The sequence below is a fragment of the Amycolatopsis sp. cg9 genome (assembly GCF_041346945.1).
In the GTDB taxonomy this organism is placed as follows: domain Bacteria; phylum Actinomycetota; class Actinomycetes; order Mycobacteriales; family Pseudonocardiaceae; genus Amycolatopsis.
Map to the genome: position 1 here is coordinate 5,518,407 of NZ_CP166850.1, position 24,363 is coordinate 5,542,769.

23 protein-coding genes are annotated in these 24,363 nt (G+C 71.7%); 14 read left to right on the forward strand and 9 right to left on the reverse strand.

Going from position 1 to position 24,363, the window contains the following annotated elements; translation table 11 throughout:
• Positions 1–19 precede the first annotated feature (19 nt).
• From AB5J73_RS26350 to AB5J73_RS26360, 3 genes are all read left to right on the forward strand, one after another.
• Positions 20–1,396 (forward strand): replication-associated recombination protein A, encoded by a 1,377-nt coding sequence (locus tag AB5J73_RS26350; protein ID WP_370961352.1) that lies wholly within the window; start codon positions 20–22, stop codon positions 1,394–1,396.
• Between the two features lie 129 nt (positions 1,397–1,525).
• The gene (locus AB5J73_RS26355) at positions 1,526–1,903 is read left to right on the forward strand and encodes a VOC family protein (RefSeq protein WP_370961353.1); all 378 of its coding nucleotides are present in this window, start codon (positions 1,526–1,528) and stop codon (positions 1,901–1,903) included.
• Between the two features lie 26 nt (positions 1,904–1,929).
• On the forward strand, positions 1,930–2,775 hold the full coding sequence (locus AB5J73_RS26360; RefSeq protein WP_370961354.1) for an NAD(P)-dependent oxidoreductase: 846 nt from the start codon (positions 1,930–1,932) through the stop codon (positions 2,773–2,775).
• 97 nt (positions 2,776–2,872) lie between these two features.
• Here the strand turns inward: AB5J73_RS26360 and AB5J73_RS26365 are convergent, their stop codons facing one another.
• The gene (locus AB5J73_RS26365; protein WP_370961355.1) at positions 2,873–3,757 is read right to left on the reverse strand and encodes a hypothetical protein; all 885 of its coding nucleotides are present in this window, start codon (positions 3,755–3,757) and stop codon (positions 2,873–2,875) included.
• Between the two features lie 129 nt (positions 3,758–3,886).
• Between AB5J73_RS26365 and AB5J73_RS26370 the strand changes: the two genes are divergently transcribed.
• The 7 genes from AB5J73_RS26370 (at position 3,887) to AB5J73_RS26400 (ending at position 12,365) form a co-directional block, all read left to right on the forward strand.
• Positions 3,887–4,273: a DUF948 domain-containing protein gene (locus AB5J73_RS26370; protein WP_370961356.1), complete on the forward strand. Its 387-nt coding sequence runs from the start codon at positions 3,887–3,889 to the stop codon at positions 4,271–4,273.
• A complete protein-coding gene (locus AB5J73_RS26375; RefSeq protein WP_370961357.1) occupies positions 4,270–4,572 on the forward strand; it encodes a hypothetical protein in 303 nt (100 codons plus the stop codon). The genes AB5J73_RS26370 and AB5J73_RS26375 overlap by 4 nt, the downstream gene beginning before the upstream one ends.
• A 168-nt stretch (positions 4,573–4,740) precedes the next feature.
• Positions 4,741–7,401: an alanine--tRNA ligase gene (alaS, locus tag AB5J73_RS26380; protein WP_370961358.1), complete on the forward strand. Its 2,661-nt coding sequence runs from the start codon at positions 4,741–4,743 to the stop codon at positions 7,399–7,401.
• Positions 7,402–7,465: 64 nt separating this feature from the next.
• Entirely contained in the window at positions 7,466–7,894 is a 429-nt protein-coding gene (gene ruvX, locus AB5J73_RS26385; RefSeq protein WP_315863291.1) for a Holliday junction resolvase RuvX, read from the forward strand.
• On the forward strand, positions 7,891–10,230 hold the full coding sequence (gene mltG / locus AB5J73_RS26390; protein WP_370961359.1) for an endolytic transglycosylase MltG: 2,340 nt from the start codon (positions 7,891–7,893) through the stop codon (positions 10,228–10,230). The genes ruvX and mltG overlap by 4 nt, the downstream gene beginning before the upstream one ends.
• 16 nt (positions 10,231–10,246) lie before the next feature.
• Positions 10,247–11,074: a shikimate dehydrogenase gene (locus AB5J73_RS26395; protein ID WP_370973342.1), complete on the forward strand. Its 828-nt coding sequence runs from the start codon at positions 10,247–10,249 to the stop codon at positions 11,072–11,074.
• Positions 11,075–11,117: 43 nt separating this feature from the next.
• Positions 11,118–12,365 carry a GrpB family protein gene (locus tag AB5J73_RS26400; RefSeq protein ID WP_370961360.1) on the forward strand — a complete coding sequence of 416 codons (1,248 nt, stop codon included), beginning with the start codon at positions 11,118–11,120 and terminating at the stop codon, positions 12,363–12,365.
• Here AB5J73_RS26400 and AB5J73_RS26405 read toward each other — a convergent pair.
• The 3 genes from AB5J73_RS26405 to AB5J73_RS26415 form a co-directional block, all read right to left on the reverse strand.
• Positions 12,349–15,099: an NACHT domain-containing NTPase gene (locus AB5J73_RS26405; protein WP_370961361.1), complete on the reverse strand. Its 2,751-nt coding sequence runs from the start codon at positions 15,097–15,099 to the stop codon at positions 12,349–12,351. The genes AB5J73_RS26400 and AB5J73_RS26405 overlap by 17 nt on opposite strands.
• Before the next feature lie 72 nt (positions 15,100–15,171).
• Positions 15,172–15,831 carry a TetR/AcrR family transcriptional regulator gene (locus AB5J73_RS26410; protein WP_370961362.1) on the reverse strand — a complete coding sequence of 220 codons (660 nt, stop codon included), beginning with the start codon at positions 15,829–15,831 and terminating at the stop codon, positions 15,172–15,174.
• Positions 15,832–15,856: 25 nt separating this feature from the next.
• Positions 15,857–16,261, reverse strand: a complete 405-nt coding sequence (locus AB5J73_RS26415; protein WP_370961363.1) for a hypothetical protein — start codon at positions 16,259–16,261, stop codon at positions 15,857–15,859.
• A 79-nt stretch (positions 16,262–16,340) separates the two neighbouring features.
• On the opposite strand from AB5J73_RS26415, the gene AB5J73_RS26420 reads away from it, so the two are divergent.
• Together AB5J73_RS26420 and AB5J73_RS26425 are read left to right on the forward strand one after the other, a co-directional pair.
• Positions 16,341–17,534: an endonuclease/exonuclease/phosphatase family protein gene (locus AB5J73_RS26420; RefSeq protein WP_370961364.1), complete on the forward strand. Its 1,194-nt coding sequence runs from the start codon at positions 16,341–16,343 to the stop codon at positions 17,532–17,534.
• Positions 17,535–17,538: 4 nt separating this feature from the next.
• Complete coding sequence (locus tag AB5J73_RS26425; RefSeq protein WP_370961365.1) at positions 17,539–18,471, forward strand: D-2-hydroxyacid dehydrogenase family protein; 933 nt, start codon at positions 17,539–17,541, stop codon at positions 18,469–18,471.
• A 190-nt stretch (positions 18,472–18,661) separates the two neighbouring features.
• Here the strand turns inward: AB5J73_RS26425 and AB5J73_RS26430 are convergent, their stop codons facing one another.
• The 5 genes from AB5J73_RS26430 to AB5J73_RS26450 form a co-directional block, all read right to left on the reverse strand.
• Positions 18,662–20,140, reverse strand: a complete 1,479-nt coding sequence (locus AB5J73_RS26430; RefSeq protein ID WP_370961366.1) for an alpha/beta hydrolase — start codon at positions 20,138–20,140, stop codon at positions 18,662–18,664.
• Positions 20,137–20,952, reverse strand: coding sequence for a serine hydrolase domain-containing protein (locus AB5J73_RS26435; RefSeq protein WP_370961367.1), 816 nt, complete (start codon positions 20,950–20,952; stop codon positions 20,137–20,139). The genes AB5J73_RS26430 and AB5J73_RS26435 overlap by 4 nt, the downstream gene beginning before the upstream one ends.
• Before the next feature lie 76 nt (positions 20,953–21,028).
• Positions 21,029–21,295 carry an HPr family phosphocarrier protein gene (locus AB5J73_RS26440; protein ID WP_086856385.1) on the reverse strand — a complete coding sequence of 89 codons (267 nt, stop codon included), beginning with the start codon at positions 21,293–21,295 and terminating at the stop codon, positions 21,029–21,031.
• A 41-nt stretch (positions 21,296–21,336) separates the two neighbouring features.
• Complete coding sequence (locus tag AB5J73_RS26445; protein WP_370961368.1) at positions 21,337–22,572, reverse strand: PTS transporter subunit EIIC; 1,236 nt, start codon at positions 22,570–22,572, stop codon at positions 21,337–21,339.
• Complete coding sequence (locus AB5J73_RS26450; RefSeq protein WP_247011673.1) at positions 22,569–23,357, reverse strand: GntR family transcriptional regulator; 789 nt, start codon at positions 23,355–23,357, stop codon at positions 22,569–22,571. The genes AB5J73_RS26445 and AB5J73_RS26450 overlap by 4 nt, the downstream gene beginning before the upstream one ends.
• 244 nt (positions 23,358–23,601) lie before the next feature.
• Between AB5J73_RS26450 and AB5J73_RS26455 the strand changes: the two genes are divergently transcribed.
• Together AB5J73_RS26455 and AB5J73_RS26460 are read left to right on the forward strand one after the other, a co-directional pair.
• On the forward strand, positions 23,602–23,841 hold the full coding sequence (locus AB5J73_RS26455; protein ID WP_247011672.1) for a glucose PTS transporter subunit EIIB: 240 nt from the start codon (positions 23,602–23,604) through the stop codon (positions 23,839–23,841).
• Entirely contained in the window at positions 23,838–24,293 is a 456-nt protein-coding gene (locus AB5J73_RS26460) for a PTS glucose transporter subunit IIA (RefSeq protein ID WP_370961369.1), read from the forward strand. Before AB5J73_RS26455 ends, AB5J73_RS26460 begins: the two co-directional genes overlap by 4 nt.
• Positions 24,294–24,363 lie beyond the last annotated feature (70 nt).

A 24,363-nucleotide genomic window follows, 5' to 3' on the forward strand; every position in this document is an offset into this window, starting at 1 on the left:
GTCGGTTAACGTCATCGGTGTGGCACAGGACGAGCTCTTCACCGTGAACGCCGATCTGGCGCCCCCGCCGGAACCGACGGGGGCGAACACGGGCGAACCGCAGGCGGACCCGGCGAGCTCGCCCCTGGCGGTCCGGATGCGGCCGCGGTCGCTCGACGAGGTCGTCGGCCAGCAGCACCTGCTCCGCGAAGGTGCCCCGCTGCGGCGCCTGGTCGAAGGGGCCGCGCCGGCTTCCGTGCTGCTCTACGGCCCGCCCGGCACCGGCAAGACCACCCTGGCCAACCTCGTCTCCATCGCCACCGGCCGCCGGTTCGTCGCGATGTCCGCGCTTTCGGCGGGGGTCAAGGAGGTCCGCGGGGTCATCGAGGAGGCCCGGCGGCGGCGCCAGTACAACGCCGAAAACACCGTCCTGTTCATCGACGAGGTGCACCGCTTCTCCAAGAACCAGCAGGACGCGCTGCTCGGCGCGGTCGAGGACCGCACCGTGCTGCTGGTCGCGGCGACCACCGAAAACCCGTCGTTCTCGGTCGTTTCCCCGCTGCTGTCGCGGTCGCTGGTGCTGCAGCTGCGCCCGCTGACCGACGAGGACATCACCGAGCTGATCGAGCGCGCGCTGGCCGACGAACGCGGCCTCGGCGGCGAGCTGACGCTGAGCGAGGACGCGCGCGCCCACCTCGTCCGGCTCGCGGGCGGGGACGCGCGCCGCGCGCTGACCGCCCTCGAAGCGGCGGCGGACGCGGCCTCGGCCACCGAGGCGAAGGCGATCGACCTCGCCATCGTCGAGTCCACTGTGGACAAGGCGGCGGTGCGCTACGACCGCGACGGCGACCAGCACTACGACGTGATCAGCGCGTTCATCAAGTCCATCCGCGGCTCCGACGTCGACGCGGCGCTGCACTACCTGGCCCGGATGATCGAGGCGGGGGAGGACCCGCGGTTCCTCGCCCGGCGGCTGGTCGTGCACGCCAGCGAGGACATCGGGATGGCCGACCCGACGGCCCTGCAGGCGGCCGTCGCGGCCGCGCACGCCGTGCAGTTCATCGGCATGCCGGAGGGCCGGCTCGCGCTGGCGCAGGCGACGATCCACCTGGCCACCGCGCCGAAGTCGAACGCGGTGATCACGGGCATCGACGCCGCGCTGTCCGACGTCCGGGCCGGGCTGGCGGGCGCGGTGCCGCCCCCGCTGCGTGACGGGCACTACGCGGGCGCCAAGAAGCTCGGCAACGCCCAGGGGTACCGCTACCCCCACGGCGTCCCGGAAGGCGTGCTGGCGCAGCAGTACCCGCCGGACGAGCTGGTCGGCCGGGACTACTACGAGCCGACCCAGCGCGGGGCCGAACGGACGCTCGCCGAACGCGTCCCCAAGCTGCGCCGGACGATCCGCGGGGAAAAGTGACCGCGGCGGAACAAAACCCGGGTGGTTGATCACCGGACGGGCCGGGGTGTTCGAGATCATCGGGTTTCGTAAGCTTCGCGCCTCGACGTGACCCGAACCCGGGTCCCGGTGACGGCAGGAGGCGAACCCGTGCCCGCGACGCTGCAGTGCATCGTCCTGGATTGCCCGGAACCGGTCGCGCTCGCCCGCTTCTACCAGGCTGTGGCCGGCGGCGACGTGGACCGGCCCGATCCGCGGTGGCGGGTCGACGAAGACTTCGCGACCCTGCACCTCGACGGGCTGGTCCTGGGCTTCCAGCGGTCTTTCGACCACCGGCCGCCGCGCTGGCCGGACCCGGCGTTCCCGCAGCAGTTCCACCTCGACTTCGAGGTGGACGACTTCCGGGAGTCCCACCACGTCGTCCTGGCGAACGGGGGCCGGCTGCTCGACCCCGACCTCGGCGGCCGCGGCTGGCGCGTCTACGCCGACCCGGCGGGTCACCCGTTCTGCCTCCTCGGCGATTACTGAGCGCGCCCGCTGGGCACGATGAGGGCATGACTGTCGCTTTCCTGGGAACCGGGATCATGGGCGCCCCGATGGCGGCGAACATCGCGAAGGCGGGCCTCGACGTCCGGGTCTGGAACCGCACCCGCGCCAAGGCCGAACCCCTCGCCGACGTCGCCACCGTCGCCGATTCGGCGGCCGCGGCCGCGGCGGGCGCGGACACCCTCGTCACGATGCTCGCCGACGGGCCCGCGGTGGCCGAAGCGTTCGAAGCCGCTTCGCCCGCCTCAGGGACGTTGTGGCTGCAGATGAGCACGGTCGGCCTCGACTGGACCGACCGCCTCGCCGCGGCCGCCGGGAAGGCCGGCGTCGTGTTCGTCGACGCCCCCGTGCTCGGCACCCGGCAGCCCGCCGAGCAGGCGCAGCTCCAGGTCCTGGCGTCCGGCCCCGAGGAAGCCCGGCCCAAGGCCACCCCGGTGTTCGACGCGGTGGGCAGCAAGACGCAGTGGCTGGGGCCGGCGGGCGGGGGCAGCCGGCTGAAGCTGGTGGTGAACGCCTGGGTGCTCGCGCTGACCAACGCGACCGCCGAGAGCCTCGGCCTGGCCAAGGCACTGGGCCTCGACCCGGCGCTGTTCCTGGAGACGATCTCGGGCGGCGGCCTCGACGTCGGCTACGCGCACGTCAAGGGCGGCGCGATGCTGTCGGGCGAGTACCCGCCGTCGTTCCCGGCCGGGCTGGCGGCGAAGGACGCCCGCCTGGTGGTGGCCGCGGCGGGCGACGACGTCGACGTGGCGGGCGCGAAGGCGGTCCTCGCGCACTTGGAGGCCGCCGTCGAATCGGGCCACGGCGACGAGGACATGGCGGCCCTCTACCGCGCGGTGCTCAAGGAAGCTTGACCCGGCCCCGAGCGCCCCAATGTGGCGTTGGTTGCGTCCAGCGCACCGAACGCCACATTGGGTGCGCTGGACGCACCGAACGCCACATTGGGGTGCTTCAGGCCGGGAGGAGCGTTGCCAGGCGGTCCACGCCCAGGCCGCTCGTCATCAGCCGCTCCTTCGCGTTGCCGAGCAGCCGCCGCGTCCACGGCGTGAAGCCGCCGTCGCCGACCTCGGCCAGGTCGCCGCCGAAAGCCGCGTACACCTTGAAGCAGAGGCCTTCGTAGTAGCCGCCACGGCCGCCTTCGCGGTCCGGGAACGGGTGGACCGGCACGCCGGCGCCGTCCAGCAGGCCCTCGAACCGCGGATCCAGCACCGTGACCCCGAGCGAGACGTCCGTCGCGCCCAGCGCCCGGCAGCCCGCGGCCAGCAGCCGGGCGTGCTCGGCGGCGTGCTCCCGCTCGAACCCCAGGTTGCCGCGGTCACGGCCCGCCGTCACCGCGCCGAACAGCGAGAAGTGCGCGAACAGCCCCGCGGTGACCTGCTGGGCGCGCACCACCCGCTGCACCGTCGCCAGGCGGACCGGGCCGGGGCCGGTGCGCCGGACGGCCGCCTCCAGGGCCAGGCCCGCGGTGGGGTCCGCGGCGACCTCGGTGCCGCGGCCGGTCGGGACGACCCGGTGCTGCGCGAGGCCGGTCACCGCCGAGTGCGTGCCGAGCGGCGTCAACGGCGAGAGCGTGACCAGCTCGAACGACGAAGCCGCGGCGAGCAGGGCGTCCTCGACGCGCCGCAGCAGCCCGGCCGGCAGCGGGCTCGGTGCCACGAACCGGTCGGCCCGGTGCCGGCGAAGCACGTCGGGACCGGCCAGGCGGGCCGCGCGGCGGCGGGCCACCTCCAGCTGCACCGTGGTCAGGTCGGCGCCGGGCAACGCGGCCAGCACGTCGGCCGCCGCGCCGCCCGGCCCGGCGAGCACGCGGCGGCCGGGTCCGTCGTCGTCGGCCATCGCCCAGGTGTACCGCCCCGCGGCGGCCCGGCGCGAGGCGTTTTCCGGGCGCGGCGGGGTGACACGGTCGGGGACCCGGCCAGGCGGTAACCTCACCAGCACCCAAGACCTGTGAACCGAGGAGGGCCCGTGTCGGCAGGGCAGATCGCCGCGTTGATCGCCGCAGGAGCATTCGTGGTGCTGGTCGTCCTGCTGGCGATCCCGCTGATCAAGCTCGGCAAGACGCTGGACGCGGCCACCGAAGCGATCGAGCGCACCAACAGCAACACCGACCCGCTGCTGATCGGCGCGAACCAGACGATCACGCACGTCAACACCCAGCTCGAGCGGGTGGACGGGATCACGTCGAACGCGCAGGCCGTCACCGGCAACGTCTCCGCGCTGACGTCGGTGTTCACCGCGACGCTGGGCGGCCCGCTCGTCAAGACCGCGGCGCTGTCCTACGGCCTGTCCAAGGCGATCCGCGCGCGCAAGAAGAAGAGCGCCGCGAAGGCCGCGAAGAAGGCCGCGAAGTGAAGCGGCTGTTCTGGCTCGGCGTCGGCGTGGTCGCCGGGGTCGTGCTGTCGCGCAAGGCCGCCGAAACGGCTCGTCAGGCCACTCCCGCGGGGTTAGCATCGAACCTGGGCGACGCCGTGCGCGAGCTGGCCGGCGCCGTGGGTTCGTTCGGCGCCGAAGTGCGCGCGGGCATGAACGAGCGGGAGCAGGAGTTGCACGACATGGTCGAGGAGCGGACGGGCGTCACGGCGCCCCGCGCCGAAGGACGGCACGCCGCCGCCCGGCGCCCGGTCCGGCGAGCTCGCCGGGCGGAGGGCTGATCCGGGCCCGCCCGGAACCCTTCCGCCGCCGTCGTCCCCCTCTTCGCCACCACTCACCAATCCGACCAAAAGCAGGCCGCCCCTCGAGCGGAAGCAACCGTTGCCGCGAAAGCCATCGGCCGTGACTGTGGTTGGATTGGTGACGAACAGCACAGCAAGGACTGACCCGTGGACACACACGAAATCACCGATCGTTTCCTGCGCCATTTCGAGGCCAAGGGCCACACGCGCGTGCCCAGCGCGCCGCTGATCCTCGACGACCCGAACCTGCTGTTCGTCAACGCCGGCATGGTGCAGTTCAAGCCGTACTTCCTCGGTGAGGCGCCGCCGCCGTACCCGCGCGCGACCTCCGTGCAGAAGTGCGTGCGCACGCCGGACATCGACGAGGTCGGCAAGACCACCCGGCACAACACGTTCTTCCAGATGGCCGGCAACTTCTCCTTCGGCGACTACTTCAAGGAAGGCGCCATCGAGAACGCCTGGGAGCTGATCACCAAGCCCCAGAGCGAAGGCGGCTACGGCCTCGACCCGAACCGCATCTGGGCGACGGTCTACGAGGACGACTCCGAGGCCGCGGGCCTGTGGCGCAAGCTCACCGGCCTGCCCGGCGAGCGGATCCAGTCGCGCGACGGCAAGGACAACTACTGGGACATGGGCGTGCCCGGTCCCGGCGGCCCGTGCTCCGAGATCTACTACGACCGCGGCCCGGCGTACGGCCGCGAGGGCGGCCCGGTCGCGGACGAGGACCGCTACATCGAGATCTGGAACCTCGTCTTCATGCAGGACGTCCGCGGCGACCTGAGCCCGAAGCTGGGCCACAAGCCGATCGGCGAGCTGCCGAAGAAGAACATCGACACCGGCATGGGCGTCGAGCGCGTCGCGACGATCCTGCAGGGCGTCGAGAACGTCTACGAGACCGACCTCGTGCGCCCGGTCATCGGCCGCGCGGAGGAGTTCTCCGGCCGCCGCTACGGCTCGAACCACGCCGACGACGTCCGCTTCCGCGTCATCGCCGACCACGCCCGCACCGGCGTCCTGCTGATCGGTGACGGCGTCACCCCGGGCAACGACGGCCGCGGCTACGTGCTGCGCCGCCTGCTGCGCCGCATCATCCGCTCCTCGCGCCTGCTGGGCGTGCACGAGCCGGTGCTGCAGGCGTTCGCGGCGGTCGTGCGCGACACCATGGGCCCGACCTACCCCGAGCTGGTCGACGGCTTCGACCGGATCAACGAGGTCGTCCGGATCGAGGAGGAGGCCTTCCTCTCGACCCTGACCAGCGGCTCGCGCATCTTCGACCTCGCGGCCGAGGAGACCAAGCGCGGCGGCGGCGACGTGCTGGCCGGCGACAAGGCGTTCCAGCTGCACGACACCTACGGCTTCCCGATCGACCTGACCCTCGAGATGGCGGCCGAGCAGGGCCTCTCCGTCGACGAGGAGGGCTTCCGCACGCTCATGAACGAGCAGCGGACCCGCGCGAAGGCGGACGCGGCGGCCCGCAAGACCGGCCACGGCGACCTCTCGGAGTACCGGAAGGTCCTGGAGCAGCACGGCGAGACCGAGTTCCTCGGCTACACCGACCTGCAGGCCGAGGCGAAGGTCGTCGCGCTGCTCGAAGACGGGCAGCCGGTCCGCAGCGTCGCCGCGGGCAAGAAGGCGGAGCTGGTCCTCGACCGCACGCCGTTCTACGCCGAAAGCGGTGGCCAGGTCGCCGACACCGGTGTGCTGCTGGGCGACGGCGTCGAGCTGAAGGTCCTGGACGTCCAGAAGATCGTCCCCGGCCTGTTCGTGCACCGCGTCGAGGTCGTCGACGGCGAGGTCGGCCTCGACACGAAGGTCACCGGCTCGGTCGACGCGCACCGCCGCCTGTCGATCGAGCGCTCGCACTCCGCGACGCACCTGGTGCACGCGGCCGTCCGCGGCGCGTACGGCAAGCGCGCGGCGCAGGCGGGTTCGCTGAACTCGCCCGGCCGCATGCGGTTCGACTTCACCACCCCGGGCTCGGTGTCGGCGGACGTGCTGACCGAGGTCGAGCAGGAGGTCAACGACTACCTGCAGACCAACGTCGAGGTGCAGAGCTTCACCACGACCAAGGACAAGGCCCTCGAGCTGGGCGCCGTCGCGCTGTTCGGCGAGAAGTACGGCAACGACGTCCGCGTGGTCGACATGGGCGAGTACTCCCGCGAGCTCTGCGGTGGCACGCACGTCGACCGGATCGGCCAGCTCGGCCTGGTCAAGCTGGTCTCCGACGCCTCCATCGGCTCCGGCGTGCACCGCGTCGAGGCGCTGGTCGGTTCGGACGCGCTGAAGTACGTCCGCAAGGAGCAGCTGCTGGTCTCGCAGCTGGCGAACACCTTCAAGGTGCCGTCGGAGGAGCTGCCGGGCCGCATCGAGGACGTCCTGACCCGGCTGAAGAACGCCGAGAAGGAGATCACGCAGCTCAAGACCCAGCAGGTGCTGGGCTCGGCGGGCTCGCTGCTCGACAAGGCGCAGGAGATCGGCGGCGTCACGGTCGTCGCCGAGGTCGTCCCGGACGTCGACGGCAACGGCCTGCGCGCGCTCGCGTCGGACATCCGCGGCCGGCTCGGCGCGCGACCTGGCGTGGTGGCGCTGTTCTCGCCGGCCGGCGAGAAGCTGAGCTTCGTCGTCGCGACGACCAAGGCAGCCCAGGACAAGGGCATCGCCGCGGGCAAGCTCGTGCCGTCGTTCGCCGAGAAGATCGGCGGCCGGGGCGGCGGCAAGCCCGACATGGCCCAGGGCGGCGGCACCAACCCGGCCGGTGCGGCCGAGGCGGTCACCGCCCTGCGTTCGGCGATTGCCGGCATTGGTTAACCGCGGAAACCGCGGCCCGGACCGGCCTGGCGAAGGCGATCCGGGCCGCGGCCGTCGGCTCGGGGTGGATGTCGGATCCGTCCGGGTCGGGGTGGCGCTCAGCGATCCGGCCCCCGTGCTCGCCTCGCCATTGGTTACCCTCTCCCGCGATGCGACCGACGACAGTGATCTGGACCAGCTGGCCGCCCTCGTCACCGAGCACGAGGTGGTCGAGGTGATCGTGGGGTTGCCGAGAACGCTCGCCAACCGGCAGGGTCCGGCGGCCGAGCTGGCGATCGCGTATTCTGAACGCCTGGCCGGGCGGATAGCGCCCGTGCCGGTCCGGCTGGGCGACGAGCGGCTGACCACGGTCACCGCATCCCGCATCCTCTCCCAGCGCGGGGTCAAAGGCCGCAAGCAGCGTGCGGTGGTCGACCAGGCCGCCGCCGTCGAGATCCTGCAGGCCTGGATCGACGCCGCCGCTGCGCACCGCGCCCGGGAGGGAGACCGATGAACGAGCAGCACCCCGAGCTGCCCCGCGGGCGCAGGCGCCTGCGCGAACCGGGACCGGCCACCCCGCCGCCGTCCCGTCCCGCACCACGCCGCGAAGACCCGCGCGCGAGCGGGTACCACGAGCTCCCGCAGGCTTCGCGGCACAGCGGCGAGTACGACCTGCCGCAGCCGTCCCGCCGCGGCCGCCCCGCCGACCCGGGCCAAGACGCCCCGCCGACCGGCCGGCGTCGCCGGCTGGAACCCCCGGCCGCGCTGCCCCCGGCCGAAGCCGACTTCGACCCCCGTGACGCCGAGCGCGCCGGCCCGGCCCGCGCCCGCCACGGCCTCGACGCGGGCGCCGACACCCCCGCCCCGCGCCGCCGTCGCGCGGCCCCGGACCCCGCCGAGCCCCGTCGCCGTCCCGCGCCGGACGAGGGCGCGCCGCCGCGCCGCCGCCGGCCGAGCCCGGAGGAGCTGGTCGAGGCCGAGGCTGCTCGTCGTCGCCGGCCGAGCCCGGAGGAGCTGGTCGAGGCCGAAGCTGCTCGTCGTCAGGCGATGCCCGAGCCGGAGCCGGATGAGGGGCGCCGTCGCCGGCCGAGCCCGGAGGAACTGGCCGAAGCCGAGGCCGCGCGCCGGCACCAGGCGATGCTCGACCTCGAAGAAGCCGCCGAAGCGCAGGCCGCCCGGATGCGGAGCGGCCCCGTCGACGAGGGCGCCGAGGCGCCGGTCGCCCGCTTGCGCGGCGTGCCCGACGAACCTCCGCGGCGCCGCCGCCGCGGCGAACCCGAGGCCGGGGAGCTTCCGCCGGGGCGCCGCGGTCCGGCACCCGACCCGGCCGAAGGCGCCGATCCGCGCCGCCGGCGGGCCGCCGATCCCGACGTCGAGTCACGCCGGCGGCGGGCGGCCCTCGATCCCGAGGCCGAGTTCGACCCCCGGCTCGCGGCTCCCGAACCCCCGCGGCGGCCCCGCCAGCCGGGTGACCGCTCTGTCGGCGTGCCCGAAGCCGGGGCCGAGCCGCCGCGGCGCCGCCGTCCGCCGCCCCCGCCGGTGCGCGACGACCCGCCCACCGACATCATTCCCGCGCAGGCCCCGGCCGAGCCGGCCCACGAAGAACCCGACGAGTTCTTCGCCGAGGACGACGAGTACGCGGACTACGACGAGTACGAAGACGGCTACGACGAGTCCGAGTACGACGAGGAGTACGACGACTACGAGGACGAACCGGCGAAGCCGCGCAAGAAGAAGGGCAAGCGCTTCCTGGGCTGGGTCGCCGCGATCGCGGTGATCGCCCTGCTCGCCGGTGGCGCCTACTACGGCTTCACCAAGTTCTTCGGCTACGAGGACTTCGACGGCGCCGGCGACGGGGACGTGCTGTTCCAGGTCGACGACGGCGACTCGACGTCGGCGATCGGCGCGAAGCTCGCCACCGCGGGCATCGTCGCCAGCGGCAAGGCGTTCGTGAAGGCCGGCGAGGACAACCCGAAGCTGGCCCGGATCCAGCACGGCTTCTACGTGATGAAGTCGCACATGTCCGGGGCCAGCGCGGTCGACCGGATCACCGCGCCGGCGTCGCGCGTGGGCCAGCTGGAGATCCGGCCGTACACGCAGTTCGACGACATCACCCAGCCCGACGGCAAGGTCACGCCCGGCGTGTACAGCCTGATGGCGAAGGCGTCGTGCGCGCAGCTCGACGGCAAGAGCACCTGCGTCTCCGCCGACGACTTCCGCAAGGCCGTCGACGGGGCGGACCTGAAGACGCTGGGCGTGCCGGACTGGGCGATCGAGCCGGCGAACAAGGCCGACCGCAAGGACCGCAGGCTGGAGGGCCTGATCGCGCCGGGCCTCTACGACGTCAAACCCGGGGCGAACGCGCAGGAGATCCTCGGGCAGCTGGTGAAGAGCTCGACCGAGGCGATCCAGAACGCCGGGCTGAGCCCGCAGTCGACCGGTCCGGGCATGACGCCGTACCAGACGCTGATCATCGCGTCGATCATCGAGCGCGAGGCGGTGAAGGCCGACTTCGGCAAGCTCTCGCGGGTGATCTACAACCGGCTGGCGATCAACATGCGCCTGCAGATGGACTCCACGGTCAACTACGTCCTCGACCGGCCGACGCTGCTGACCAACGAGGGCGACCGCGTGAAGTCCGGCGCGTACAACACGTACAAGAACGCCGGGCTGCCGCCGACGCCGATCTCGGTGCCGAGCGCGGACGCGATCCAGGCCGCGGTGCACCCGGTGGCGGGGGACTGGGTCTACTTCGTCAAGTGCGAGAAGAACGGCCTGTCCTGCTTCGCGGTCACCAACGACGAGCACAACAAGAACCGCGACCTGGCCAGGGAACGCGGTGTCATCTGAGCCCCGCAAGGCCGGCGTGCTCGGCAAGCCGGTGGCGCACTCGCTGTCCCCGGTGCTGCACGGCGCCGCGTTCGCCGCGCTCGGCCTGACCGGCTGGACGTACGAGCGGATCGAGACGGGCGCCGACGAGCTCCCGGCGCTCGTCGACGGCCTCGGCCCGGAGTGGGCGGGGCTGTCGGTCACCATGCCGGGCAAGCGCGCGGCCCTGGACCACGCCACCGAGGTGACCCCGCGCGCGGCCGCCGTCGGCGCGGCCAACACCCTGGTCCGGACGTCGAAGGGCTGGCTCGCGGACTGCACGGACGTCGAAGGCGTCACCGGAGCCCTGCGCGCGGCCGGCGGCTACGAGCCGGCCGCCGGCGACACGGCGGTGGTGCTCGGCGCGGGCGGCACCGCGGCGGCGGCGGTCGTCGGCCTGGCGGCGCTCGGCGTCCGCCAGCTCCGCCTGGTGGTGCGCGAACCGGCCCGCGCGGCGGAAACCCTCGACGCGGCGAAGCGCGCTTCGCTCGACGTCGATGTCCTTCGCTGGGCCGAGACGGATTTCGCCGCGCTGGCGTCGTCGGCGGTCCTGGTGAACACCGTCCCGCCCGCCGCGGTGGCCCCGCACGTGGCGGAGCTGGCGGCGATCGCGCACGTCCTCGACGTCATCTACCACCCGTGGCCGACCCCGCTGGCCGAAGCGGTGGCGGCGCGGGGAGGCCGCCTCGCGACAGGGCTCGACATGCTGCTGCACCAGGCGTTCGGCCAAGCGGAGCACTTCACCGGCCGCCCGGCCCCGCGCGCGGCCATGCGGGACGCGCTGCGCGAAGCGACCGGAAACCTGCTGCCGCTGCCGATCGACTGACGCTATTCTGGCGGACTGCCCAAAAGAAGGGGGTCTGCACGGGATGAGCAGCCAGGAAGCGCAGAGCGAGGCCGAGATCGCCGCCGCGTGGGTCGGCGAGCCGCCGAAACTCGACTCCACCGTCACGCTGGTGGACTACGACCCGGAGTGGCCGGCGCTCTTCGAGCGCGAAGCCACGCGGATCAGGGAAGTGCTGGGGGATCGGGTCGTGGTGCTGGAGCACGTCGGCTCGACGTCGGTGCCCGGCCTGTGCGCGAAGCCGATCGTCGACATCCTCCTGGAGGTCCCGGATTCCGACGACGAGGCCGCGTACGTCCCGGCCCTGGCGGCGGCGGGGTACCGGCTGGTGATCCGCGAGCCGGATTGGGAGAAGCACCGGTGCTTCAAGGGGCCGGACACGAACATCAACCTGCACGTGTACTCGCCGGGCAACGGCCAGACGCCGCGCTACCGCCTCTTCCGCGACCGCCTTCGGGCACATCCGCCGGAACTGGAGCTGTACGCGGCGAAGAAGCGGGAGCTCGCGGCGAAGACGTGGAAGTACATCGGTCAGTACGCCGACGCGAAGACGGAGGTGGTGGAGGAAATCCTCGGCCGGGCCCGCGCGGCGCAGTACGACGCCTTCAGCGAGGCTTACGCGGCGCACGCGGAAAAGTCGGTGACGAACGCTTACTACGACCGGCCGGCGATCGTGTCCCTGGCGGGTGAGGTGTCGGGCCGGCGCGTACTGGACGTCGGGTGCGCCGCCGGGCACTTGAGCGGGTTGCTGGCCGCGCGGGGTGCGGACGTCCTGGGCGTGGACGCGAGTGCGGGGATGGTCGCGGTCGCCCGCCGCGAATTCGGTGCGGTGGCGCGGTTCGAGGTCGCCGACGTGACCCAGCCGCTGTCGTTCGAGTCCGGTTCCTTCGACGTGATCACGGCTTCGCTGGTGCTGCACTACGTGAAGGACTGGGGCCCGACGCTGGCGGAGTTCCGGCGGGTGCTCAAGCCTGGTGGGGTGCTGGTGTTTTCGGTGCACCACCCGGGTGAGGATTGGCGGTGGTTCTCGAAGGAGAACTACTTCGAGCTGGAGCTGCTGGAGGACGAGTTCCCGGCGGGTCAGGTGGTGCGTTTTTACCGGCGCCCGTTGAGCTGGACGTTCACAGCGGTTCGGGAGGCGGGGTTTTCGGTGGACCGGCTGGAGGAGCCGATGCCGACCGCGGAGGCGGAGGAGGCCGACCCGAAGTGGGCGGCGAACCTGCGGACGAAGCCGCGGTTCCTGTACTTCCGGGCGGTCAGCCCCACGGCGTGACCGGTTGCGGGAGGGGGCTTCGCCCGTAGTCCCCCTCCGCGATTTCCGGTTCTTCCCCATCCACCTCCAGCGCGACCATGGCCGGTTGCACCATGTCGAAGAGGTCGAGCCGGGTGACGGGGTTCAGCGTCATGAAGGTCGGAAGCGGAAGACGGAACCGCTGCAGGAAAGATCTGATCACCGCCTGGTGTTCGCGGCCGGACCTGCGTGCCATGACCGCGAGTTCGTACGTGCTCGACTCGGGGTCCCGGACGACTGTGTCGATCAACTGCCGGGCGGCCGGAAGCGAGGTGTTCCGGGAAACGGCTCTGAACGCGTCACGGAACTGCCAATCCATGTGGTCGAAGCGTCGGGGCAGGAAGGAGAGCAGGTAGGTGATCGAAGCCAGGCCCGCGGACACCGCCGACACCACCGGACCGACGAAGCCGAACCACGCGAGCAGGTGAGCGACGATCACGATGAAAACCAGGGTCACGAGGGAGGACAGCGAAAGGGCGTTGCGGATCCTCGTGCTGCGGACTGAGCGGTAGATCGGCATGGTGCCGAGGAATTTGAGGCAGGCTGACGACCCCGGCCACCGGCAGCCGGCTTCGAACACGGCACCGGTGATGGCTCCGCGGTCGATGTAGCTGGTGTGCCAGCACCGTTTCTTCCCCTCCCTGGGCGGGAGCCACTCGGAGACCGGGAACGTCGCGGCGGTCGAGGTGAGCCGGCGGCTCACGCTGGCGTGGTAGAGCGTCCCGAGCGCCAAGATCCGGGCCCAGTCCCGCATGCCTTCCCGGCTCGCCTGGAATTCGGCGAGCGCCTGAGCCAGCACCGCCGGTTCGTCGAGGACCTTGATCAGCAGCTCCGGGCGCACCCTGGCGATCTCGAGCCCGAGCGAGCCGGCCAGTTCGAGGGCGGCGGCGGGGTCGAGCCGCAGGTACGAGAGGAAGAGCGGGTCGAACCCGCCCTCGGCGCCGGCTGTGACGTCGACGAAGAACGGTTCGAGGTAGCTGGGTTTGGCGCCGGTGATCGAGCTTTCGGCCAGCTCCCGGTCGCGCAGGGCGATGGCGGCCAAGCGGAACAAGTGGAACCAGTTCTCGTCGCGCTTCGTCCCGCGGGCGATGGAGCCGGTGAGTCCGGCCAGTTCCGCCATCACGACTTCGTCGTCGTAGGGCTGGCAATCCGCGATGGCACGCAGACCCAGTTCGAGGCCGCTGCGGATGGCCCAGAGCAGGCATTCCCGGCGGACCCGGTCGTTCTTCTGCAGTGCCACGGAGAAGACGATCACTTCCGCCAGCCGTTCGCCGAACCGCAGGCGGTCCGCGCCTTCTTCGTCGCCGCCGTCGACGGCCGTGGCGATCCGCTGCCAGGCCTGGTCGTCGCCGCGGTCGACCGCGTCCGCGGCGAGGAACTCGCAGAAGGTCAGGTGGACGAACCGGAGGGTTTCCTCCCGGCGCTCCTCGGTGAACAAGCCGGTGTCGCGGGACAGTTCGCGGAGGCGCTGGCCGGCCGCGGCCTCCGAAAGCCCTTCCTCCTCTTGGACGATGGTCACCGCCTTGCCCCAGTCCAGCGCATTCCGGGACTGGCTGCCGTCGAGCAGGTGCTCGAGCGCGACCCGGCCGAGTACCTGCCGGCGGGTCCGGCGCAGGACGTTGAGCCCGGTCGTCAGACCGAGCTGGCGGCCTCGGCGCCGCACGAGCAGCTCGTCGACCACCGCGCGGTAGAAATCGGGCCGCGTTTCCGGCAGGCCCTCCCCGCCGGTGATCTGGTCGGTCGCCACGTACATCGCGAGGATCAGCGGTGTCTCGCACATGCTCCGGATGTTCGGCTGCGCCGCGAGATTGCCGAAGATGCGCGACAGGTGGCGTTCCGGCGTCGCCCGATAGGGCCACTTGCGCAGGAACTCGTACATGTCGTCGGCGGTGAACGGTTCCAGCGTCAGGTGCGCGTCGAAGGTCTCGGTGAACTCGGGTGCCAAGTTCACGTAGAGCTGGCGCCGGGTCGTCACGATCACCTGGTTTCGCGCGTGCCGCTTCGCCAGGTGATCGCAGAGTTCCGTGATCTGCGCGGAGACCGCGTCGAACTCGCTGGTGTTGACTTCGTCCAGGCCGTCCAGCAGGACGGTGATCCGGCCGGTGTCGGCGAACGAGTCGTAGAGGTCCTTGCTCGCGTAGGTGTTGATCGAGGTGACCTGGTGTTCGACCGACTCGACCAGTCCGGTGCCGCCGGTCTTCACCGACGTGAGGTTCTTGAGCTCGACCACTACGGGGATGCGGGCGGAGGGGGCGTCGGCCGCGATGGCCGCCCGGCAGATGTCGCGGTAGATCCGCTTCACGAGGGTCGACTTGCCCGAACCCGGGTCACCGACGAGCAGGATCCGGCGGTGTTCGCCGTCCCGGATCGCGGCCGCCGAAATCCGGCTCCGGTCGGAGGCGAGCGCCGTCAACGGCACGAACATGTCGTCCAGCACCAGCTCGACCGGCACCGCGGCCGGGACGAGGAGCCGGTTCGAGCTCGCCGCCAGCCGGTTCAGTGCGAAGTCCCGCAAGCTCAGGCGGGCCGCCACCGCCGGTCGCAGCCGGCGGACCAGCCGTGAGCCGATGCCGCGCACGATGTACTGCGGGAACGTCTCCAGTCCGAGGTCCCGCGTCAGTGACTTGAGGTACTTCCGCTTCTGGTAGACGTACCCGGTCACCGCGACGGCCAGACCGGCGACGATGCTGACGATCTGGGTGAGACTCAGCGGCACCCGAGCCACCTCTCCGCGGGCGTACAAGGCCGTGAGAAGGGTCGCGCGCCGACCGCGGAGTGTTACGGCAAGTCAGTCCCGCCGTGCCAGGTCCTGGATCAGCTCCACGATCTCGCGGCTCACCGGCCGGAAGATCCGCAGCCGCGACAACGCCGCCACCCGCGCCAGCAGTGGCACGCTCCGCTCCACCAGCATCCGGCTGCGCTTGGTCCCCGCCGACCGGTCGTGGACCCAGAACAGCACCACGCCCATCTGGTAGAGCCACAGCAACTCCGGCAGCTGCTCCCGCAACTCCGGGTCCAGCTTGACGTCCGAACCGTCGACGACCTCGCGCATCAGGCCGATCGACGCCTCCCTCGCGGCCGACGAGTCGTCGCTGAAGGGGCTCAGCGGCGACTCGGGGTCGGCCGCGTTGACGAAGAACTGGGTGCCGAAGCGGTGGTAGGGCTCGGCGACGTCGAGCCAGCAGAGCAGCACCGCGCGCAGGCGGGCCGCGAAGGCCGGTTCGGCGTCCAGCAGAGGGCGGGCCTTCGCCAGGTGCTGCCGCGCGATCTCGTCGTAGAAGCCCTGGATCAGCTGTTCCTTCGACGAGAAGTAGTAGTACGCGTTCCCGACGGAGACGCCCGCCTCGGCGGCGATCGCGCGCATCGTCGTGCGGTCGTAGCCGTTCTCGGTGAACAGCCGCATCGCGGTCGTGACGATCAGGGACCGCGTTTCCTCGCTCTTGGCCACAGACTGCACGTTAGCGCCGGTTCCGTCAGTGCTGGGGGAAGGGCGGCATCCCTGGATAGGGGACGGGCGCCGGCACGGGCTTCGGGGCCAGGTGGCGGCGGCGGATGCCGTTGAAGACCAGCACGTTCGTCAGGTGCATCGCCCCGAGGATGAGCGCCACCGTGCCGACCTTCACCGAGAGCAGCTCGAACACCTCGCGCGCGCTGAGCACCGTCGCCCGGCTGGTCAGGAACAGCGTCACGAACCCGAGGCTGATCAGGTAGAAGCCGACGACCAGCAGCTGGTTGACGGCGGTGGCGAGGCCCGGGCTGTCGGCGAAGACCTCGGCCAGGAAGGTGCGGCCGTGCTTGCTCAGCGTCCGCGCCACGAGGACGGTCAGCGGGATGCTGATCAGCAGGTAGAGCGCGTACGCGAGGACTATCCGGTCCATGGTTCCTCCAAGTTTTGAACGTGTTCAAGGAGACGGTAGCGCGCTTTTTGAACACGTTCAAGAGGGTAGGGTCACCACCGTGAAACGCATCGCCGCCGGGCTGTCGATCGCCGCCCTCGCCGCGCTCTTCGTCCCCGCGACCGCCGACGCCGGCTTCGGCACCGACGTCCGCTTCGCCACCTTCAACGCCTCGCTGAACCGCGCCACTGCCGGCCAGCTCGTCACCGACCTCTCGACGCCGGGCAACGCCCAGGCGCAGGAGGTCGCCGAGGTTGTCCAGCGCAACCGCGCCGACGTCCAGCTGATCAACGAGTTCGACTACGTGCCCGGCAACGCCGCCGCCGACCTGTTCCGGAAGAACTACCTGGCCGTCGGCCGGCACGGCGCGAAGCCCATCGACTACCCGTACGCCTACACCGCGCCGGTCAACACGGGCGTGCCGACCGGCTTCGACCTCGACCGCAGCGGTACCGTCGGCGGCGGCAACGACGCACAGGGCTTCGGCGCCTTCGAGGGCCAGTACGGGCTGCTCGTGCTGTCGAAGTACCCGATCGACCTCGCGCACGTCCGGACGTTCCAGCACTTCCTGTGGCGGGACATGCCCGGCGCCCTGCTGCCCGACGACCCGGCCACGCCGGCGCCGCACGACTGGTACAGCCCCGCCGAGCTGGCGGTCCTGCGGCTGTCCTCGAAGTCGCACTGGGACCTGCCGCTGAAGATCGGGCGGTCCACCGTGCACTTCCTGGTCTCGCACCCGACGCCGCCGAGCTTCGACGGCCCGGAGGACCGCAACGGCACCCGCAACAACGACGAGATCCGCTTCTGGGCCGACTACGTGACGCCGGGGCAGGGCCGCTACATCCACGACGACCGCGGCCGCCGCGGCGGGCTCACCGCCGACGAGCGCTTCGTCGTGGCCGGCGACAACAACTCCGACCCCCTCGACGGCGACAGCGTTCCCGGCGCCATCGACCAGCTGCTCGGCGCGCGCCGGGTGCTCGAGACGCACCCCGGCAGCCGCGGCGCGGTGCTCGCCGCCCAGGCCCAGGGCGGCACCAACGCGACCCAGAAGAGCGACCCGTTCTTCGACACCGGCGACTTCAACGACGTCGCCCCGGGCAACCTGCGGACCGACTACGTGCTGCCGTCGAAGGGCCTGCGGCCCGGGCACGCGGAGGTGTTCTGGCCGGTGCCGGCCGACCCGCTGGCCCGGCTGAACGACGCCTCCGACCACCACTTGGTCCGCGTGGACGTCTTCGTGCCACTACGGTGAGATCATGCGCATCGCGATCCTCGACGACTACCAGAACGTCGCGCTCACCTTCGGCGACTGGGATTCGCTGAAGGCCGACATCACGGTCTTCACCGAGCCCCTCGCCGACGTCGTGGCGCAGCTCCAGGGCTTCGAAGTGATCGTCGCGATGCGCGAGCGCACCCGGTTCCCGGCGGACGTGCTCGACCGGCTGCCGGACCTGAAGCTGCTGGTCAGCACCGGCCCGCGCAACGCGGCCATCGACGTCCCGGCCGCGCGGCGCAACGGCGTCGTCGTGTCCCGGACCGGCTACCTGGGCGAGCCGACCGCCGAGCACACCTGGGCGCTGATCCTCGCCGCGGCGCGGAACCTGCCGCGCGAGTTCCGGTCCATGCGGGAGGGTGGCTGGCAGACGACCGTCGGCACCATGCTGCACGGCAAGACGCTGGGCCTGCTCGGCCTCGGCAGGCTCGGCGCGGGCGCGGCGAAGATCGGGCAGGCCTTCGGGATGGAGACCATCGCCTGGAGCCAGAACCTGACCCAGGAGAAGGCGGACCCGCACGGCGTCACGGCGGTGTCCAAAGCGGAGCTGTTCGCGCGGTCGGACGTGCTGTCGATCCACCTGGTGCTCAGCGACCGCACCCGCGGCCTGGTCGGCGCGCCCGAACTCGCCGCGATGAAGCCGAGTGCGATGCTGGTGAACACCTCGCGCGGCCCCATCGTCGACGAGGCCGCGTTGGTGGATGCGTTGCGGCGCGAGGAGATCCGGGTCGCGGCGCTGGACGTCTACGACGTCGAGCCGTTCCCGGCCGACCATCCACTGAGGACGCTCGACAACGCCGTCCTGACGCCGCACCTCGGTTTCGTCGCGCGCGAGACCTACGAGATCTTCTACGGCGACGCGGTCGAAGACATCGCGGCTTACCAGGCGGGGGAACCGATCCGGCTGATGGAGTAGCTTGGCGTGCGGCCCGCCGGGGCCCGAGGTCCCCGCACCGGCCCGGCGGCGGGCCCGCACGAGAACCATGACACCACCCGCGTGGCGCACCCGGCAGGGTCCAAAGACCCTGCCGGTGTCGGCCGTTCGGCTGAACGACGAGCGCGCCCGGGTCGTGAGTGAGAAACAGGGTCGGAATACTGTTTCCCGCTCACGAGAACGGGACCACGTCCGGCGCGCACGTGGTCCCCTCGGCCGGCGCCGCCAGTTCCGTCAGGTACCGCACCACCGCCGCCGAAGCGCACGCGCTGGGTGCGTCGAGCGACGTGTGGCCGTACCCCTCGACGACGAGCACCCGGCCGTCGCCCAGTTCCGCCGCTGTCGCCTCCGCGTTGTGCAGCGGGGTGGCCGGGTCGAAGCGGTTGTTCAGGACCAGGACCGGGTTCTTCCGCGGCCGGTTCCACGGCCCGGGGTAGCGGTCGGCGTCGTGCGCCGGCCAGCCCACGCACTGGGCCATCGAAAACACCGGCCCCAGCCCGAAATACGGCTGACGCGCGCTCTCGCGAGCGGCCAGCGAGGTGTAGTCGGCGACCGACGAAGGGTTGTCGCTGTCGACGCACTGGACGGCCAGGAACCCGGGGGAGTGCGTCGGCACGTACGGGTCCAGGACCGGCGCCGCGGGACCCGGATCCGCCGGCATCGCCGCCAGCGTCTGGGCCAGCCGCTTCCACCGGCCCGACTGGTACAGCGCGCTGTCGACCGTCCGCATCAGCGAACCCACGCCCGGCCCGTGGGAAGCGCGGGAGAAGATCCCGGCGAACCGCTGCTTCGGGTCGCCCGCGGAGAACGCGCACTTCGGCCCGGCCGCGGCGCACGCGGCGAAGAACTGGTCCAGCTCGAGCTGCTGCGCCCCGGCGACGTCGGCGCGGACGTCCACCGGCTGCTTCTCCTGGCCGGGTTTCCCGGTGGCGTTCGCGACGAGGTCGAGGGTGCCGTCAAGGGTCATCGCGCGCACCTTGTCCGGGAACAGGTTCGCGTACGTGCCGCCCAGGTACGTGCCGTAGGAGTAGCCGTAGAAGTTCAGCGCCGGGTCGCCGACGGCCTGGCGCAGCAGCTCCAGGTCCCGCGCCACGTTCGCGGTCGACAAATGGCTCAGCAGGGCACCGGAAGCGGCGCAGGCCCGGCCGGTGGCCGCGCTCGCGGCGAAGAACGCGTCCGGCTGCCGCAGCGGCGACCCGGCGGGCGGCAGGTGGTCGGCGCCGGGGCAGCTGACCGGGGACGACCCGCCGATCCCGCGCGGGTCGAAGCTCACCAGGTCGAACCGGGCGCGCAGCTCTTCGGGGTAGCGGGCGGCGAACCGCGTCAGCTCACCGACGCCGTCGGCGCCCGGGCCGCCGAAGTTGAAGAACAGCGAGCCGAGCCGCCGTCCGGGGTCGCTCGCCGGCAGCCGGATCACCGAGAGCGTGATCGAGGCGCCTTTCGGCTCGCGGTAGCTCAGCGGCACGGCCGCGCCCGCGCACTGGAACTGCCCGTGGCACGGCGTCCAGCGCAGCGCGGGCACGGCGGCGCCGTTCGTGCCCAGCGCCGGGGGAGCCTCGGCGGCTTTCGGTGGGGCTACGGGCGCCGGCGCGGCTTGGGGCGCGCTGCAGGCGGCGGCCAGCAGGACGGCCGCGAGGAGGACCCGCTTCACGCGCTCAATTCCGCCAGCACGGCGTCGGTGTAGCGCGGCCAGACCTCGGCGGCCCACGGGCCGAACGCGCGGTCGGTCAGCGCCACGCAGGCCGCGCCCGCGTCGGGGTCGACCCAGAGGAACGTACCCGACTGGCCGAAGTGCCCGAAGGTGCGCGGCGAGCTGTTCGCGCCGGTCCAGTGCGGGCTCTTGTGGTCGCGGATCTCGAAGCCGAGGCCCCAGTCGTTGGGCTTCTGGTGCCCGAACCCGGGCAGCACGCCGGACAGGCCGGGGAAGACGACGTTCGTGGCCCCGGCCACGGTCGCGGGGTCGAGCAGCTTGGGCGCCTGCAGTTCGGCGGCGAAGGCCGCCAGGTCGTCCACAGTGGATTCCGCGCCGGAGGCGGGCGAACCCGTCAGCGTGGTCGAAGTCATGCCGAGCGGGGCGAACAGCGCTTCGGCCTGGTACTGCGCGAAGGGGATGCCGGAGTGCTCGGCGAGCGCGTCGGCCAGCTGCTCGAACCCGGCGTTGGAGTAGAGCCGCCGCGTGCCCGGCTCGGCCATCGCCTTGTGCGCGTCGAACGCGAGCCCGGAGGTGTGGGCCAGCAGGTGCCGCACGGTCGAGCCTTCGGGCCCGGCCGGGGTGTCGAGCTCGACGACGCCCTCTTCGATCGCGATCAGCGCGGCGTAGGCGGTCAGCGGCTTGCTGACCGAGGCCAGCCGGAACTTCCGGGCGGTGTCGCCGTGGCGGCCCGCGACGGTCCCGTCGGCGGACACCACGGCCGTCGCGGCGTTGTCCACCGGCCACTCGTCGATCAGGCGCAGGCTCTCCATGCCCCCACCCTACGAAACGAAGGCCCCCGCACCGGTGTCGGGGACCGGTGCGGGGGCCTTCGCGGGTTTCGCCGTCTCAGGCGTCGAGGTCGGTGGCGACGAGCTCCGCGACCGCTTCCACGGCCGCTTCGGCACCCTCGCCCTCGGCGCTGATGATGACCTCGTCGCCGTACCCGGCGGCGAGCGTCATCAGGTTGAGCACGCTGCCGGCGGCCACCGGGCTCCCGCCGGCCTTGGCGATCTGCACCGCGACGGGTTGCGCCGCGGCCGCCTTCGCCACCAGCGCGGCCGGCCTGGCGTGCAGGCCCACCTTGCTCGCCACGGCGACGCGTTTCTCCGGCATGTTCGTCCTCTCGCTAACGGGGTTCTACGTCGGTACGGATGTTACGCGGCGGCGGTCCGGTCGAGGTCGGCCTCGATCGAGTCGTCCTCGCGGCCGGGGGTGCGCAGGTTGAACTTGACGATCGCGAACCGGAACACGAAGTAGTAGATCACCGCGTAGACGAGGCCGATCGGGATGAGCAGCCACGGCTTCTGCGCCGCCGGGGCGCCGAAGTTGAGCAGGTAGTCGATCGCGCCGGCCGAGAAGTTGAAGCTCTGGTGGATGCCCAGCGCGTTGCAGATCGCCAGCGAGGTGCCGGTCATGATCGCGTGGAACAGGTACAGCGGCCACGCGACGAACATGAACGAGAACTCGATCGGCTCGGTGACACCGGTGAGGAACGAGGTCAGCGCGCCGGCGATCATCACACCGCCGACGACCTTCTTCTGCGCCGGGCGGGCCGTCTGCCAGATCGCCAGCGCCGCGGCGGGCAGCGCGAACATGAAGATCGGGAAGAAGCCCGTGGTGAACGCACCGGCCGACATCTTGCCCGCGACGAAGTTGTTGATGTCGCCGCCGTCGAAGATGAACCAGACCGGGACGTTCAGCAGCTGGTGCAGACCGACCGGGATGAGCAGCCGGTTCAGCGCGCCGTAGATGCCGCCACCGACGACCGGGGCGGCGGTGACCGCGTCACCGGCGGCCTCGATGCCGCTGTTGACCCAGTGGAAGACCAGGCCGAAGAGCACGCCGAGGATCACCATGACGCCCGCGGTGATGATCGGGACGAACCGGCGGCCGCCGAAGAACGCCAGGTAGGCGGGCAGCTTGATGCGGTGGTACTTCTGCCACAGCAGCGCCGCCACGACGCCGACCACGACACCCGCGAGCACCGAGTACGGCCACTTGATCGGCTGGAGCTCGGTGACCCCGGCCGTGTACTTCGGCAGGTCCGCCAGCGGGGCGAACACCTGGACGACGGAGCTGAAGACGAAGAAGCCGACGACCGCCGCGACGGCCGTGGAGCCGTCGCCCTTCTTGGCGAAGCCGACCGCGATGCCGACCGCGAACAGCAGCGGCAGCCAGTTGAACAGCGTGCCGCCCGCGGCGCCCAGCACCGAAGCGACCTTGTTCCAGCCGAGGCCGTCCTTGCCGAGCATGTCGTCCTGCCCGAACCGGAGCAGGATGCCCGCCGCCGGGAGCACGGCGATGGGGAGCATGAGGCTACGGCCGAAGCGCTGAAGACCGGCGAGACCGCTGCCGCTCTTCTTCGCCCCCTCCGCGGTGGTGGAGCTCATCTGGATCCTCCATAGTGGGGTGGTTGACCGGGTTCCGGGGTGTTCCGGTCCAACTGCATGGTCACCTGGTAGTGATCTCCCCGGTACCAGGAAGTGATGTCTTCGATCGGGTCGCCGTTCGCGCTGGAGACCCTGCGGAACACGAGCAGCGGGCTGCCGGCGCGCATGCCGAGCAGCCGGGCCGTCTCGCGGTCCGCCCCTTCCGCCCAGACCGTCTGCCACGCCTGGTCGGGACGCACGTCGTACGTCTCGGCCAGCTGCGCGTAGAGCGACTGGGTCAGGTCGAGCTCGAGCAGGCCGGGAGCCCGGCCCGCGTGGTACCAGCCGCGCTCGACGGCCAGGGGCACGCCGTCGGCGTGGCGCAGCCGCACCAGGTGGTGCGCGGGAGTGCCCTCGGCCAGGCCGAGGGCGTGCGCGGAGGCGGTGGGCGGAACCTCGGTGGCGGCCGACACCACCTCGGTCGTCGGGGTCAGCCCCCGCCGCCGCATGTCGTCGGTGAACGACATGAGGTAGAGCTGCAGTTCCATCCGCCGGGCCGCGGTGAAGGTGCCCTTGCCGCGGACCCGGGCGAGCAGACCCTCTTCGACCAGCTTGCCGATCGCCGATCTGACCGTGAGCCGCGACACGCCGTAGCGCTGGGCCAGCTCGCGTTCCGACGGGATCGGCGCACCCGGCGGGAGCTCCCGCTCCACCGTGCGGCGGAGGATTTCCCGCAGCTGGGCGTGCTTGGGCGTGGGCCCGTTGACGACCCGGTCGGGTGGCGGGACGTGCGCGGCCGCGCTCATCGGCGTCACCCTCCTCGTTCTCGTGTCACCGGGGGACCGGTGCTCGCGTCCGGCCCGGAACATTGGTACGTTCCGGTCTAGACCAATGATCTGATGGGGCAGGATGCTCCGCCGCGCGGACGGGTGTCAACCCACCGTTATCCGTTCGTGGCCCGCGGCGGGGTGCATGCCGACGAACGGCGTAGTACAGGTGGACACGCGGTTCGCGTCAGGTTGGGAACAAACAGTGATCAAGGAGACCGCGATGGCGGATGACAGGCCCGAAAAGATCCTCGCGGCACTCGGCGGCGCGGGCAATCTCACCGAGGTCGAGGGGTGCATCACGCGGCTGCGTTGCGAGGTCGAGGACATGAGCCTCGTCGACGAAGCGGCGCTGAAGAAGGCCGGCGCGATGGGCGTCGTCAAGATGGGGTCCTCGGCCCTGCAGGTGATCGTCGGGCCGGAGGCGGACACGATCGCCAGCGACATCGAGGACCTGCTGTGAGCCTCGAGGTCCTCAGCCCGGTCGCCGGGCGCGTGGTGCCGATCACCGAGGTCCCCGACCCGGTGTTCGCGCAGGCCATGGTGGGCCCCGGCATCGCGGTGCAGCCCTCGGGCGGGCGTTCGGACGCGGTCGCGCCGGTCGACGGCACGGTCGCCACGTTGCACCCGCACGCCTACGTCATCGCCACCGAGGACGGCAAGGCCGTGCTGGTCCACCTCGGCATCGACACGGTCAAGGAGAAGGGCGAGGGCTTCACGCTGCACGTCGTCAAGGGCGAGCAGGTGCGGGCCGGCCAGCCGGTCGTCAGCTGGGACCCGGAGGCGGTGACCGCCGCGGGCTACTCGGCGATCGTCCCGGTCGTCGCACTGGACGCGTCGGCGGACGTGCTGTCCGCTTTGGACGCCGAGCGCGACGTCGAGGCGGGCGGGAAGCTGTTCGCCTGGGACGCTTGAGTTCTTTTTGTCACGCGTTGGGCCCTTGCGGACGACCGTCCACAAGGGCCCTTCGCGTGCGCCCGGCTCG

Excerpts from the sequence above, each read along its gene's own strand:
- AB5J73_RS26400 (WP_370961360.1), top strand. The coding sequence starts at position 11,118 with ATGAGCAGCCAGGAAGCGCAGAGCGAGGCCGAGATCGCCGCCGCGTGG.
- AB5J73_RS26360 (WP_370961354.1), top strand. The coding sequence starts at position 1,930 with ATGACTGTCGCTTTCCTGGGAACCGGGATCATGGGCGCCCCGATGGCG.
- AB5J73_RS26440 (WP_086856385.1), bottom strand. The coding sequence starts at position 21,295 with ATGCCGGAGAAACGCGTCGCCGTGGCGAGCAAGGTGGGCCTGCACGCC.
- mltG (WP_370961359.1), top strand. The coding sequence starts at position 7,891 with ATGAACGAGCAGCACCCCGAGCTGCCCCGCGGGCGCAGGCGCCTGCGC.
- AB5J73_RS26450 (WP_247011673.1), bottom strand. The coding sequence starts at position 23,357 with ATGAGCGCGGCCGCGCACGTCCCGCCACCCGACCGGGTCGTCAACGGG.
- AB5J73_RS26415 (WP_370961363.1), bottom strand. The coding sequence starts at position 16,261 with ATGGACCGGATAGTCCTCGCGTACGCGCTCTACCTGCTGATCAGCATC.
- AB5J73_RS26455 (WP_247011672.1), top strand. The coding sequence starts at position 23,602 with ATGGCGGATGACAGGCCCGAAAAGATCCTCGCGGCACTCGGCGGCGCG.
- AB5J73_RS26445 (WP_370961368.1), bottom strand. The coding sequence starts at position 22,572 with ATGAGCTCCACCACCGCGGAGGGGGCGAAGAAGAGCGGCAGCGGTCTC.
- AB5J73_RS26435 (WP_370961367.1), bottom strand. The coding sequence starts at position 20,952 with ATGGAGAGCCTGCGCCTGATCGACGAGTGGCCGGTGGACAACGCCGCG.
- AB5J73_RS26365 (WP_370961355.1), bottom strand. The coding sequence starts at position 3,757 with ATGGCCGACGACGACGGACCCGGCCGCCGCGTGCTCGCCGGGCCGGGC.
- AB5J73_RS26425 (WP_370961365.1), top strand. The coding sequence starts at position 17,539 with ATGCGCATCGCGATCCTCGACGACTACCAGAACGTCGCGCTCACCTTC.